This window comes from Acinetobacter sp. RF14B, assembly GCF_006864105.1.
In the GTDB taxonomy this organism is placed as follows: domain Bacteria; phylum Pseudomonadota; class Gammaproteobacteria; order Pseudomonadales; family Moraxellaceae; genus Acinetobacter; species Acinetobacter lwoffii_C.
In genome coordinates this window covers 1-12896 of sequence record NZ_SMTB01000083.1, presented here as the reverse complement: position 1 = coordinate 12896, position 12896 = coordinate 1, and the positions used below count along the sequence as shown (strand labels likewise).

Below are 12896 nucleotides of genomic sequence, written 5' to 3'. Positions count from 1 at the left end.
GCTGCAATCGTTTGCGCAATCACGGAATCAAGTTCTTCCTCAGTCATAGCTTCTGGTAGAAATTGAGAGAGAACCTCAACTTCGGCTTGTTCCTTACTAGCTAAATCTTCTCGACCAGCACCTGTAATATCATCCCGGACTTCCTTTGGAGAGTTCTTTATTTCATCACGATCAAAATTATCATTCGACATAGTGCTTATCCTTATTTTTTAAAATGGTTTTAATCACGTATAAATACGTTCTTATCAGAAACTATTGACATTTCATAAATGGATTGTGGTGCAGCGCAAACTGAAAGAGTTTTAGCTGCAGCCTTTTAGAACCAGCATATTTGTTGCTGCTATCTCGTGATGAGTCATTCATTTAAAAGGGCTAAATTTACTGTCTCATGTCTTATACCAGCTAAAAAAACATGCGTTGTCGCAAGCATAGAAGAAGTGTCAACAGTTCCTAATATAAACATATGTCATGTAATCACCTTAGAAGGCTTGTGTTTTTTCAGTTAATCTATGTGCGGCTTTAATAGGCAAATGTATCCGGAAGCAAAAATATAAAAAAAGACCGGTCAAAGCCGGTCTTTTTTGAGTCAAATGACTTAGTCAAAATGAATGACACTGCGAATTGACTTGCCTTCATGCATCAAGTCAAATGCTTCATTGATCTGCTCAAGTGGCATGGTATGAGTTACAAAAGGCTCAAGCTGAATATCCCCCTGCATGGCTTCTTCCACCATGTCTGGTAATTGTGAACGGCCTTTCACCCCACCAAAAGCTGTTCCTTTCCAGCTACGACCTGTAACTAGCTGGAATGGACGGGTCGAAATTTCCTGACCTGCCCCAGCCACACCAATAATAATCGATTGTCCCCAGCCGCGATGCGCACACTCTAATGCCGAACGCATCACATTGGTATTGCCAATACATTCAAAAGAATGGTCGACTCCCCAGCCAGTTTTTTCAACAATCACCTCTTGAATTGGACGATCATAATCTTTTGGATTTAAGAATTCTGTCGCACCAAATTGTTCAGCCAATTTGAATTTTTCAGGATTGGTATCAATGGCAATAATACGGCTGGCTTTGGCTTTCTTGGCACCTTGAACTACGGCCAAACCAATTCCGCCTAAACCAAATACCGCAACGGTATCTCCCTCTTGAACTTTGGCGGTATTTTTTACTGCTCCCAAGCCTGTCGTTACACCACAGCCCAGCAAACAAACCTGTTCATGATTGGCTTCAGGGTTGATTTTTGCTAAAGAGACTTCAGCAACGACGGTATATTCACTAAAAGTCGAGCAGCCCATATAGTGATAAATCGGCTGGCCCTGATAAGAAAAACGGGTTGTACCATCTGGCATCAGGCCTTTGCCCTGAGTTGCACGGACAGCCACACACAAATTAGTTTTCCCTGACTGACAGAATAAACATTCACCACATTCTGCGGTATAAAGCGGAATAACATGATCCCCCGGTTTCACACTGGTTACGCCTTCACCGACTTCTACCACCACCCCTGCACCTTCATGACCTAAAACAGCAGGAAAAACCCCTTCAGGATCATCACCGGACAAAGTAAATGCATCAGTATGGCATACTCCCGTATGCGTGATTTTAACCAATACTTCACCTTTTTGCGGTGGAGCAACATCAATTTCAACAATTTCCAAAGGTTGACCTGGACCAAATGCAACCGCTGCACGTGATTTCATAGATAACTCATCCTTCATTTAGTTCTTTAACAGTTGAGCTACAGTAACCTCTTTTTATTATCGGATTCAACCATTAACATGATGTTAATATATTGATAACTTAATGACTTCATAATAAATATGCAGATTAAACCACGCACTCAAGCTGCTTTACTTTCATCTGTAGTCATTACTTTGACAGGATGCAGTTTGCCTATGAATGAATCACAAAAGCAATTGCCTATTCAGGCGCATGCTGAGCATTGGTTAAATGGTGCAAAGGTGGATGAACAACTAGCCCAGGGTTTAAGTGCCTATTTGGCTTTGGATGATGCCTTTATTAGCATCGCATCGCGACTGCATCTGATTAACAAAGCACAGTACAATCTCGATTTACAATATTATATTTGGGAAGATGATTCGATTGGACAGCTCATGCTGGCTGAACTGCTCAAGGCAGCAGATCGTGGTGTCAAGGTCCGTTTATTGATTGATGACCAAAATGGAACTCAGCTGGACTCCAGCCTCAAACAATTAGCCCAGCATCCCAACTTTGAAATTAAAATTTTTAATCCCTATAAATTTAGAAAACTACGGGTGATTGACTACGCATTTCGATTCAAAAATATCAATCATCGTATGCACAATAAACTGATCATTGCAGATGGCGCTATTGCCGTTACTGGTGGTCGCAACATCAGCCGTGAGTATTTCGAAGCCAGTGACAACTTCCAATTTACCGATATGGATATTTTGTTTTATGGTACTGCGGTCAAGCATGCCAATACAGTTTTCCACCAGTTTTGGCATGACGATTTAAGTTATCCGGTTCCGCAACTATTAGGTGAAGGCCACCCTGAACAACTGGCTAGATTACGCAAGTATTATGAATTGACGGCCTTACAAAAAGACCAGTTAAAGAGCCGCATTGAACTTGCCGCACAACAGATCAATGAGCATTTAAAAGCCCGTAAAATGAACTGGGCAAAAGCATATTTTGTGGCCGATGCCCCCGATAAAATTCGTGGTCAAGCTTCCCCAGATCAACTGATTTACAGGCAGATGATCAATATTATGGGAGAACCCAAACAGCACCTGGAACTGGTTTCGGCTTATTTTGTGCCTACCCGTAAAGGCGCAGACTATTTGGCGACTTTAGTTCAAAATGGTGTCAATGTTCGGGTATTGACCAATTCATTTTTAGCCAATGATGTGCCTTTGGTTCATGCTTTCTATCAGCAATATCGCCAAGATTTACTGAAAAATGGCGTAAAACTGTATGAGTTTAAACCCTATATAGAACGCACCAAAAGAACCTGGTACGAGATAGTGACCGGTAATGTAATTCCCGCTAAGGGTAAAAATGCATCCAGTTTGCATGCCAAATTTTTTGATATTGACGGCATGGTATTTATTGGTTCTTTTAATTTTGATCCACGCTCAGCCAATTTAAACACCGAAGTGGGATTGGTGGTCGAATCTGATCTTTTACAAAATCAGATTTCTACGGCTTTAAATACATATTTACCGCAAATCGCCTATGAGCTCAAACTCGATTCACAAGGTGAAGTCATTTGGCTCGATCACCATAAAGATGGTTCAAGTACAGAATATTCATACGATCCGGAATCTACTAAATTCCAGCGTTTTGCGATGAAAGCAGTGTCTTATCTTCCTATTGAATGGATGATGTAATGACATTATCAGCACAATTAACGAAAAGAGGCATTGAAAAATAAAACTGACTTTAAACAGCTGAATATAAATCGACCAAAAGAAAGAAACTGCACCAAAATATTGTACAGTAGCGAGGCGGTGCTTTAAAATCTTGGTTTTTAGTATTTTGCGAATTTTTGCCATTTTCTCCCATGCAATTTTTTGATTTAAGCCGTCAGTTTAAGCTCAGTGATATTCTTATACCCGTAAAAACTCTTCAGGATCTATCGCAACAGGAATGGTTCCTGAGCAAAATTCGAGTCGAACATGACTGTTTATCTAATTCGGACCTAATAGAAGGTCAAGTCGTCCTAAAATCTAGTGAAAATATCCAGATAGAGCTGGAATGGCTGATTCAGGATACCGGTTATGAGTTGCAGGTACTCTTTAAGGGGATAGAAACCGAAGCTTCAGAAGAAACTCTAGTCGTGGTAAAAGGCGCCCAGTTAATTGATGAACAGCAGCAATTACTTTCTGCACAAGCCTTAAGCCTATGGATTGATGGCAGCCTGTTACCGATGCTGCCGCATATACGCAAGGAAATAAAAGCACGACTTAATTTGTGGGATTATGTGGAATATGATGCTTAGTGTGTTGTTCATGAGTATTTAAAGTTTTTCTTCCGGTGGTGGTAGGAGGAACATGCTCCAAAAGAGAGGATGAGGAGCTTGTGATAAGAGCTTCTCCCTAAGCTTCTGCGACCATGAAAGAACACGAATGACCAATTATTTTAAAATCGTAAATTTAAATTAAGCCAACATGTTCAAACATCATCCGGTAGCTTTCAGCTTTTTTCTCTACAGACAAAGGATAAGCACGGGACGAAGATGGCATTCGGTATAAATAAAAATTACGACCTAAAAAGTGAGCCTGGGTGGGTTGACCAATACTGGGTTTCAAGGTTCCTTCCGGCATGGAGAGCATCAAGGTGTCAGTCGCTTTGTCACCAGTGGTCATAATATGATTACATTTAGGTATTTTCTTCAACAATTCCTGTAAATTAGCCGGTACGATAATTTCCAGAAACTTATCTGAAGCATTGCCTTTTAGACGTCTAATCTGATAGCCACTGTCAAAAATCGCAATTCCTGTTTCGATTAAAAACTCCCGGATTAAAGCCTCCTGAAATTTTTTATTCGGTAAATCCAGAAAATAGTCTTTATTGTCAAAAAAGATTAATCCGAAAATTCGCCACATATCATTATTAAAATTTGGATAATAAAAGTCCATTTTCCAGCGTGTAGGAGGTGGTGGAAAACTGCCTAACATCAATAATTCGGCATTCGGTGGTAAAAATGGTAGGAATGGATGGGTTTCAATATCCGACATAAACTATTCCAAATTCAGGCATTTCGGTTAGTTTAAAATGCCTGGCGAATCCTGTGAGTTACTTCTTGTCCCCAAAGTGTATAAACTTCCTTGCTCGGATGAAAGCCATCCTGCGCCATCTGTAAATTTAATTGCTGATATTTTTTAAGATCATATTCAATCCATTGCATATTATTTTGCTCCCCTACAAACCTGGCCAGTTGCTGATTCATCTTTTGAGCATATTGTCCAAATAACCAGGCCAAAGGATGAGGCAAGGCTGGAAATAAGTGCATCGGTGGTACACCTGCTGCAATCACCAGCTTGGGGCTAAAGTTTTGCTGAATTTTTCCATAGAGTTGGTGTTGTTTTTCAATCCAGGTTTTTGCCGACATCAATTGAGTGACGTCATTTACTCCCACTGAGGTCACAACAACATCATAATGACGCTTTTCAAGCTGATCTAAGGCATGCAGGACTTTAGAAGTCGTATCACCAATTTTGGCCTGGAGTTTCCATTCAATTTCAAAATCATTTTTTAATTGCTTTAAAATCGCCCCCAATAAGGCATCGTCCTGATGCTCCACCCCCACACCTGCTGCCGCAGAATCACCCAGAATTAATAAGGACAGCTTTTTTCCTTTTCCGGTAATTCCTTCACGTTCTCCTAAAGGTTCGGAAAGTTTGAGCGTATTTTTTTTGACACGCCAGCCCTGAAGCACCAGTGCCGGAATTAACACAACAGTAATGGTTTTTAATAGCATATGATTTATTTTCTTGGCACAGATTTTATTGAAATATTAATATATTTTATCGCTTCTGGTGGACTGAATCATCTACTCATAAAAAATATGATTGTGGAATCAATGCTGCTTTTATCCTGTCGAACGCTTGGCCAGAACTCAAAAACATCTCAAATAAAAAAGAGGCTCTTCTCGCCTCTTTTTAAATATTGCTTTGCAATCAACCCAGTTTATTGACCAGTTTTAATGGTAATAGTTTCATCGCCAAACCTAATGGCAACCAAGGCCATTGAGGTACATAAGCCTTAACTGGTGCTTTTTCAATAGCTTTGACCAGTAAATGTGAACCGGTTTTTTCATCGACTTCAAAAGGCAATTTTTTTGCACTTTCATTCAGCTCGGTGCGAATATAACCCGGGAAAATGGTGGTCACTTTAATCGGTGTATCGATCAACTCTGCACGGATGCCTTCTGCCAGATGAGCAACACCAGCCTTGCTTGCTCCATACGCCGTCAAATGTTTTGGCATACCGCGCATTGCACTCATGGAAGAGATCATCACCAGATGACCTGAATTTTGGGCACGAAAAATCTCCACCGCCGCTTCACATTGTGCCAAAGCGGATATGAAGTTGGTTTCAACAGTGGCCCTGTTGATTGCAAAATTACCTTTACCAATCCGGCGGCCTTCACCAACCCCAGCATTGACAATAATCCGGTCAAGGGTGCCAAATTCTTCTTTAAAAGCACGGAAAACTTCAAAAACCTGATCGTAATTGGTGACATCCAGAGTTTTTGCAATCACTTTGATGCCATACTGGCTTTCAAGCTCCTGCTTTAATGCCTCCAGACGCTCCAAACGGCGCGCACAGATTGCCAGATTATAGCCTTTTTGTGCGAATTCACGTGCCATCCCGGCACCAATCCCTGAACTTGCACCCGTAATTAAAATTGTTTTTGTCATGTGTATACCTTTTACCTTATTTTTAATGGATTAAATCCAAGTCAGCAAATCTGGACGCTTTGCCTTGATATAGTGATGCTCATTTAAGCTTAAAAGCTGAGGTTCATTGCCCACCAAACGCAGCGTGGTCATGCTGGTATTGGCAATCGCCCAATTCAGGGCAAAGGTTTTAGTGGGACTCAGACCGAGAATTTTCCCTGCTGCAACAGAAATGACCCCACCTGACGTAAACACCACTGCATAACGCGGTTGAGAGGCAGCCAGTTGATCACATAAATTCTGTAATCCGCCTTCCACTCGCTGCTTAAAATCCGGCCATGCTTCTTCATATTCATGGTGATAGTCACCACCGGTCCAGCGTTCAATCGCACCTTCAAAGATTTTACTCAAATACGCTCGCGGATTGGCATGTTTTTCGACATCCTCTTTAAGTAGTTCTGGTTCATTGAAACGCGGTTCGTATTGGGCAAAAACCTGCTGATGGTTAAACTCGTTCCAGACAGAATCCGTTATGATTTTACTTTCCGGAAAGCACTGATCCAGACATAGCTGCGCCGTTTGCTGATGGCGTTGCATGGAGCCAGCTATTACATAAGGCGCTTCTTTTAAAATCTGGTCAAAATATTGTCCCAATAATTTCGCTTGTAATTCACCATTTGGGGAAAGCTGATCATAACTTTTTGCTCCAAAAGAGGCTTGACCGTGGCGAATCAGATAAATGGTGGTCATGACGGCATTAAATCCTTAAATTTGGCGATATATTTTTGCGCCAATTCATTGGCTTCAATTTTCTGTAAACCAATCAGTTTTAAAGCACGAATATGCAACGCATGAATGATTACCCAGAAGTCCTTGAATACAGGATTAGTGGTTTGTTTATGGTAATAACGGTAATAAATCTGCTGGGCGATGACAGCTAGACGGAAAATGCCAAACACTTCATAAAATGTCCAGTTATCGGCCTGTAAACCTGTTTTTTCCAGATAATATTCCACGACTTCTTTACGGCTCAGCATGCCTTTTAGATTAGTCGGCTGACGGCGGGTCGCCTTAAAAAGTCTGTTGTCTGTATCTTCTACCCAATAAGCCAAAGCTGAACCTAAATCCATTAACGGATCACCTAGCGTTGCCATTTCCCAATCCAGTACGCCAATTACCTGAGTCGGATTGTTCGGATCTAAAATGACATTATCAAAACGCCAGTCATTATGAATCACACAGGTTTTTGAATCCGCTGGAATATTGTCTTTAAGCCAGTTTCGTACATATTTAAACGAAGGCACATTGATGGTTTTGGCCTTTTCATAGCGACCATCCCAACCTTCGACCTGACGACGGCAATAGCCTGCCCCCTTACCTAATTTTTCCAGTTCCGTACCTTCATAAGGCACTTGATGTAACTCGATCAATTTGTCGATTACATTGATACATAATTCCCGAACCTGAAATTCATTAAAGTCCAGCTCTTTGGGTAAATTGGCACGTGGAATAATCCCTTCAATGCGATTCATAACATAGAAATCACAACCAATGATGGATTCATCCTGACAAAGTGCCAGCATTTCAGGTACAACCGGATAATACTCGGCCAATGCTTTTTGTACATGATATTCACGTGCCATATCATGTGCAGACTTGGCTTTGGTGCCTTTAGGCGGACGGCGCAGAATTAAATCGGCATTGCTATATTTCAGACGATATGTCCAGTTTGAAGCGCCACCAGAATATTGAGTGACTTCCACCTGGCCTTGTAAATCGACACCTTGTGCTTTTAGCCAATGCTCTACCGCAATTACGTCTAGCTCTTCACCTGTACGGACATTTCCAGCCACATCAATAACTGACATTTTTATTTCCCTAAATCTTCAATTTTAAAAGACTTCTTAACTTACTTATTTATACCTAATTGATTTTCTATTCCTAGCAACTTTTTTAGGCAAATTGTAAGAAGTCTCAACAACTATTTCTCTAATTTAATCTTTTTGACGACGCGTACTATATCCACGTTTTGCCAGTTCCAGTTTGGCAATCATGCCTTTATGCACCTCATCTGGGCCATCGGCCAAACGTAAAGAACGTGCCTGGGCAAAAAATCCTGTCAATGACGTATCACGAGACACTCCGGCACCGCCGTGGATCTGGATTGCCATATCCACCACTTTTTCCAGCACACTTGGTGCAACCACTTTAATTGCCGAGATTTCAGTCAGTGCCGCCATGTTTCCTAAAGTATCCATTTTATAGGCAGCATACAAGGTCAAAAGTCGTGCCTGATCTATGGCCACACGTGCTTCTGCAACGCGCTCCAGATTACCGCCCAGTTTTAAGATTTCCTTGCCAAACGCAGTACGCGTCATACCACGATCAATCATCAGCTCCAGAGATTTTTCTGCGGCTCCAATACAACGCATGCAATGATGAATACGTCCCGGGCCCAAGCGACCTTGTGCAATTTCAAAGCCTTGACCTGCACCGCCAATAAAGTTTGAAACCGGGACACGTACATTGTCAAAACTGATTTCGCCATGACCATGCGGTGCATCATAATCACCGAATACTGGCAGCATTCGTTCAATTTTAACACCCGCCGTATTTATCGGAACCAAGACCATTGAATGCTGATGATGACGGTCTTTGCTTGCATCTGGGGTATGCGCCATAAAGATAATAACTTTAGCATTAGGATCGCCCAGCCCTGAAGACCACCATTTGCGGCCATTCAATACAATTTCCTCACCCTCCACCACCGCTGTAGCCTGCATATTGGTCGCATCACTCGAAGCTACTGCAGGTTCAGTCATACAGAATACGGAACGGATTTTTCCGTCTAACAAAGGCATTAGCCATTGCTGTTTTTGGGCTTCTGAACCATAACGCCATAAGACTTCCATATTGCCGCTATCTGGTGCATTACAGTTAAATACCGTTGGCGCAATCAGACTACGTCCGGAAAGCTCAGCAATATGCGCATATTCTTGAACGGATAGACCCTGGCCCAGCTCCGGGCAAGGCAAAAACATATTCCATAGGCCGGCAGTTTTGGCTTTGGTTTTTAAGGTTTCTAGTTCAGCAGGCCATTGCCAGGTGGTCCAGTCACCGCCCTGATTGAGTTCATGCAGCTTTTGCCAGAAATCAGTTTCAATCGGCTCGATTTCATTTTTAATAAATTGTTTGGTACGCTCAATATAGTCTTGTGCACGTGCTGATAATTCAAACATGCTGCTTCCTCTGAATATGATTATTTTGCTTTACAAGACCTTAACCCAAAAACTATTATGAATAAAATGATTTTATTCAATACAACATTATGAATTATATTCATCACAAAGCCACCATGGATTTACGTGCTTTTCATGGTATAGACATTAATTTATATCCGCTTTTTATTGCGGTATTTGAGCAAAAGAGTATTTCAAAGGCAGCTCATATTCTCTCAATTACCCAATCAGCAGCCAGTCATGCCTTGCAGCGTTTAAGACGGCAACTACAGGATGACCTGTTTGTCCGTACTGGTGCCAAAATGCAACCTACGCCCTTGTCTGAACAGATTTATCCTGAAATTAAGCGTGCACTCATCACGATACAGAATATTTCAATACCGCATCAGGTGTTTGAACCTAAAGCAGTGCAAAGTTTAAAAATTGCGGTACATGATGAAATTGAACCGATGGTTTTTCCTAAACTGGTTGCACATTTTCAGCAATTTAATCCAGAAATCCAGTTCAGTAGCATCAAGCTCGACCGAAAAAATATCATTGCTGATCTGGCTGCCCAGCAAGTTGATTTTGTGATTGACTTGGAACAGGTGTTAGGTGAAAAAATCAAGTTTGAACGTTTGATTCAAGACCAGTTTGTGGTGTGTACGCAGCAAACCGAGATGTCTGAACATATTTATCTGGCCTCACCTCATATTGGCGTTTCTTCACGTCGTACTGGTGTGTTGATTGAGGATTTATATTTAAGTCGCAAGCAACTATCGCGGCAGATTTTCCTGCGCTGTCAGCATTATTCAACTGCTCTGCAAATTTTGCAGCAGTATCCTACTGCCATGCTGACTCTGCCACAGAATATTGTGAGTCATTTACAGATTGAACATACACTCCATATTTTTAATGTGCCTGTTAAACTACCGCATATAAATATGGGGATGTATTGGCATAAAGATCTGGAAGAGAATAAAAGACATCAATTTTTGAGAAATGAAATTTCTAAAATTTTTACTTAGGCTATTTTATTTATTAAATATTAAGATGCTTAGGCTATTTAGGAAATCTTATTATTTATAAAACAATTTTTGGCTCTATATTTAGACTTAGGCTATTTCTAAGTACAAATCTAAATACTGACTGCTTAGCTTTTAAGCTACTCTCATGCAGGCTTTAATCTAAAATGTCTAAACTTTTAGTGCTGTTCTTGCACTAATTTCTGCTGATTTGGATCTTGCTCTTGCTACATCTTTCTCTCACCTGGCAAATTATGCTGGGCCTGGTTTTATTATGCTTTTCTTATTATCTGCTTTATAAATTTGTGGTTTATTTAAAGGATCTCTTTCGCCCGTTTAAAAAAAATAAAAAATATTGGTGCAGAGTCCGAAGCGTTAGTGATGGCGATACCCTAACCTGCTACCGCTTCAATGTCAGACGCTCTGAAACCAAATTGCGCTTTGCCCATGTTGATGCTCCCGAATCCAAGCAGGCCTATGGAAAAGAATCCCAACGTCTGGTTAAAAGTATGGTGCAAAATAAGATCGTACGGGTCAAAATTACCGATATTGATCGCTATGGCCGCTGTGTTGGGATAGTTTACCGTTACCGCAAGAATATTAATGAAGAAATTATCAAACGTGGTGCAGCTTGGGTCTACGAAGAATATATCCATGATAAGCATCATTTGACTTATATGCTTCAGCTACAAAACAAGGCCAAAAAACAGAAAAAAGGATTATGGAAAAGTAGCCGCCCAATTCGCCCAAGTGTGTACCGAAAGCAGCAAAAATCCTGATTTATCTATTCTCAACCTAGCAAAGTGATCTATACATCATGATCACTTTGCTAGTGAAATTTAATAAGCCAAATGCACCAGAAAGCGAAAAGCGCCTGCAATTAGTGCCAGAGTGAGAAATCCTGCCAGCCACAAGCCGACAAACCATAATAACTGTTTGCCTTTCATGATTGCTCCTCAATGATACCCATCATCACCCACACGGACTTTGTGACGGAACACCCAATACGACATACCGGTATAAATAATAATGATTGGAATTAACAGTAAGGCACCAATCAGAGTAAATAACTGGCTATTTTCAGGAGCTGCAGCCTGCCAGATGGTCACAGATGGCGGAATAATATAAGGCCATAAACTGATTAAAAATCCACTATAAGCCAGAAATACCAGAATTAGCATATAGGAAAATGGCCCTAATTCACTGCGTTTTTTACAGGCGCGTAAAGCCAACCAGGTAAAGAGCAAGACTAGAACCGGTACTGGCATAAAATAGGTTAACTGCGGTTGACTGAACCAGCGCTCGGCAATTGCCGGATGGGTCAACGGCGTATAAATACTGACTGCGCCCAGAATGATCAGCAAGGCAATAATCAGCTTTGGCATTAGCTGGTACATACGATCCTGCAGGCTGTCACCAGTTTTAAAGATTAGCCATCCACACCCTAGTGCAGCATACATGACAACCACACCCACGCCTGTGAATAAACTAAATGGCGTCAACCAATCTAATCCACCACCTACATATACGCCATTACGTGTTTCTATTCCCTGAATATAGGCTCCCAGGATTACGCCTTGCAGGAAGCTGGTCAAGGTAGAGCCCCAAATAAAGGCTTTATCCCACCAGTGTTTGCTATGTTGGGCCTTAAAGCGGAATTCAAACGCGACCCCACGAAAAATCAGGGCAATAACCATGAGAATAATCGGCATATATAAAGCAGATAATACCGTTGCATAGGCCAGTGGAAAGGCTGCAAACAGCCCTGCTCCACCGAGTACCATCCAGGTCTCATTTCCATCCCATACAGGTGCCACGGTATTCATCATCACATCGCGCTCATCCTGATGTGAAAAGAAAGGAAATAAGATACCAATACCCAAATCAAAGCCATCCATAATGACATAAATAAATACGCCAATAGCAATGATGACAATCCAAACTAGTGATAAATCAATCATTTTTTATCCCCCTGATTTGGGTCTTCAGCCACATCTTCAATGCGTTCACGAATACTGCTGAGAGGTCGACGGGAAGCCTGAATGACGGCACTATCTGTTTTATCTTCCGGTGCGGAATGAATAAATTCCGGGCCTTTATGCATGAGACGGAGTATGTAATAAATCCCAATCCCAAAAACTACACAGTACACCAGCACAAAGATAATCAAGGTCAAACCGACCTGTTCTGCCGACACCGGAGATAGCGCATCACGGGTACGCATCACGCCATAGACCACCCATGGCTGACGGCCGA

General features: G+C 41.5%; 14 protein-coding genes and 1 pseudogene. 4 read left to right on the top strand and 11 right to left on the bottom strand.

Annotated features, from left to right (window positions below; genetic code table 11):
• A pseudogene (locus E2K52_RS11410) lies at positions 1-125 on the bottom strand (GatB/YqeY domain-containing protein); the annotation flags it as partial.
• 470 nt (positions 126-595) lie between these two features.
• Positions 596-1708, bottom strand: coding sequence for an S-(hydroxymethyl)glutathione dehydrogenase/class III alcohol dehydrogenase (locus tag E2K52_RS11405; protein ID WP_151205211.1), 1113 nt, complete (start codon positions 1706-1708; stop codon positions 596-598).
• Positions 1709-1828: 120 nt separating this feature from the next.
• Between E2K52_RS11405 and E2K52_RS11400 the strand changes: the two genes are divergently transcribed.
• Together E2K52_RS11400 and E2K52_RS11395 are read left to right on the top strand one after the other, a co-directional pair.
• Positions 1829-3382, top strand: a complete 1554-nt coding sequence (locus E2K52_RS11400; RefSeq protein WP_151205210.1) for a phospholipase D family protein — start codon at positions 1829-1831, stop codon at positions 3380-3382.
• Positions 3383-3555: 173 nt separating this feature from the next.
• Complete coding sequence (locus E2K52_RS11395) at positions 3556-3993, top strand: hypothetical protein (RefSeq protein WP_151205209.1); 438 nt, start codon at positions 3556-3558, stop codon at positions 3991-3993.
• Between the two features lie 154 nt (positions 3994-4147).
• On the opposite strand, the gene E2K52_RS11390 is transcribed toward E2K52_RS11395, so the two are convergent.
• The 6 genes from E2K52_RS11390 to E2K52_RS11365 all read right to left on the bottom strand — a co-directional run bounded on the left by E2K52_RS11390 (position 4148) and on the right by E2K52_RS11365 (position 9636).
• Positions 4148-4732 (bottom strand): uracil-DNA glycosylase family protein, encoded by a 585-nt coding sequence (locus tag E2K52_RS11390; RefSeq protein ID WP_151205208.1) that lies wholly within the window; start codon positions 4730-4732, stop codon positions 4148-4150.
• Positions 4733-4764: 32 nt separating this feature from the next.
• Positions 4765-5475, bottom strand: a complete 711-nt coding sequence (locus E2K52_RS11385) for an SGNH/GDSL hydrolase family protein (protein WP_151205207.1) — start codon at positions 5473-5475, stop codon at positions 4765-4767.
• Between the two features lie 199 nt (positions 5476-5674).
• Positions 5675-6418: an SDR family oxidoreductase gene (locus E2K52_RS11380; protein WP_151205206.1), complete on the bottom strand. Its 744-nt coding sequence runs from the start codon at positions 6416-6418 to the stop codon at positions 5675-5677.
• Positions 6419-6448: 30 nt separating this feature from the next.
• Positions 6449-7147, bottom strand: a complete 699-nt coding sequence (locus E2K52_RS11375; RefSeq protein ID WP_151205205.1) for a histidine phosphatase family protein — start codon at positions 7145-7147, stop codon at positions 6449-6451.
• Positions 7144-8265 carry a phosphotransferase family protein gene (locus E2K52_RS11370; protein ID WP_151205204.1) on the bottom strand — a complete coding sequence of 374 codons (1122 nt, stop codon included), beginning with the start codon at positions 8263-8265 and terminating at the stop codon, positions 7144-7146. Before E2K52_RS11370 ends, E2K52_RS11375 begins: the two co-directional genes overlap by 4 nt.
• Before the next feature lie 126 nt (positions 8266-8391).
• Positions 8392-9636 (bottom strand): acyl-CoA dehydrogenase family protein, encoded by a 1245-nt coding sequence (locus E2K52_RS11365; protein ID WP_151205203.1) that lies wholly within the window; start codon positions 9634-9636, stop codon positions 8392-8394.
• Positions 9637-9725: 89 nt separating this feature from the next.
• On the opposite strand from E2K52_RS11365, the gene E2K52_RS11360 reads away from it, so the two are divergent.
• On the top strand, positions 9726-10643 hold the full coding sequence (locus E2K52_RS11360) for a LysR family transcriptional regulator (RefSeq protein WP_151205202.1): 918 nt from the start codon (positions 9726-9728) through the stop codon (positions 10641-10643).
• A 251-nt stretch (positions 10644-10894) separates the two neighbouring features.
• Positions 10895-11419 (top strand): thermonuclease family protein, encoded by a 525-nt coding sequence (locus tag E2K52_RS15640; protein WP_227548237.1) that lies wholly within the window; start codon positions 10895-10897, stop codon positions 11417-11419.
• Positions 11420-11479: 60 nt separating this feature from the next.
• Here E2K52_RS15640 and E2K52_RS11350 read toward each other — a convergent pair whose 3' ends face one another.
• The 3 genes from E2K52_RS11350 to E2K52_RS11340 form a co-directional block, all read right to left on the bottom strand.
• Positions 11480-11587 (bottom strand): DUF2474 family protein, encoded by a 108-nt coding sequence (locus E2K52_RS11350; RefSeq protein WP_151205200.1) that lies wholly within the window; start codon positions 11585-11587, stop codon positions 11480-11482.
• Positions 11588-11596: 9 nt separating this feature from the next.
• Positions 11597-12601: a cytochrome d ubiquinol oxidase subunit II gene (gene cydB / locus E2K52_RS11345; protein WP_151205199.1), complete on the bottom strand. Its 1005-nt coding sequence runs from the start codon at positions 12599-12601 to the stop codon at positions 11597-11599.
• The coding region (locus E2K52_RS11340) for a cytochrome ubiquinol oxidase subunit I (RefSeq protein WP_151205198.1) at positions 12598-12896 on the bottom strand (299 nt) is incomplete at its 5' end. The genes E2K52_RS11340 and cydB, both read right to left, overlap by 4 nt.

Coding starts and splice junctions, on each gene's coding strand:
- E2K52_RS11405 (WP_151205211.1), bottom strand. CDS start 1,708: ATGAAATCACGTGCAGCGGTTGCATTTGGTCCAGGTCAACCTTTGGAA.
- E2K52_RS11400 (WP_151205210.1), top strand. CDS start 1,829: ATGCAGATTAAACCACGCACTCAAGCTGCTTTACTTTCATCTGTAGTC.
- E2K52_RS11395 (WP_151205209.1), top strand. CDS start 3,556: ATGCAATTTTTTGATTTAAGCCGTCAGTTTAAGCTCAGTGATATTCTT.
- E2K52_RS11390 (WP_151205208.1), bottom strand. CDS start 4,732: ATGTCGGATATTGAAACCCATCCATTCCTACCATTTTTACCACCGAAT.
- E2K52_RS11385 (WP_151205207.1), bottom strand. CDS start 5,475: ATGCTATTAAAAACCATTACTGTTGTGTTAATTCCGGCACTGGTGCTT.
- E2K52_RS11380 (WP_151205206.1), bottom strand. CDS start 6,418: ATGACAAAAACAATTTTAATTACGGGTGCAAGTTCAGGGATTGGTGCC.
- E2K52_RS11375 (WP_151205205.1), bottom strand. CDS start 7,147: ATGACCACCATTTATCTGATTCGCCACGGTCAAGCCTCTTTTGGAGCA.
- E2K52_RS11370 (WP_151205204.1), bottom strand. CDS start 8,265: ATGTCAGTTATTGATGTGGCTGGAAATGTCCGTACAGGTGAAGAGCTA.
- E2K52_RS11365 (WP_151205203.1), bottom strand. CDS start 9,636: ATGTTTGAATTATCAGCACGTGCACAAGACTATATTGAGCGTACCAAA.
- E2K52_RS11360 (WP_151205202.1), top strand. CDS start 9,726: ATGAATTATATTCATCACAAAGCCACCATGGATTTACGTGCTTTTCAT.
- E2K52_RS15640 (WP_227548237.1), top strand. CDS start 10,895: ATGCTGGGCCTGGTTTTATTATGCTTTTCTTATTATCTGCTTTATAAA.
- E2K52_RS11350 (WP_151205200.1), bottom strand. CDS start 11,587: ATGAAAGGCAAACAGTTATTATGGTTTGTCGGCTTGTGGCTGGCAGGA.
- cydB (WP_151205199.1), bottom strand. CDS start 12,601: ATGATTGATTTATCACTAGTTTGGATTGTCATCATTGCTATTGGCGTA.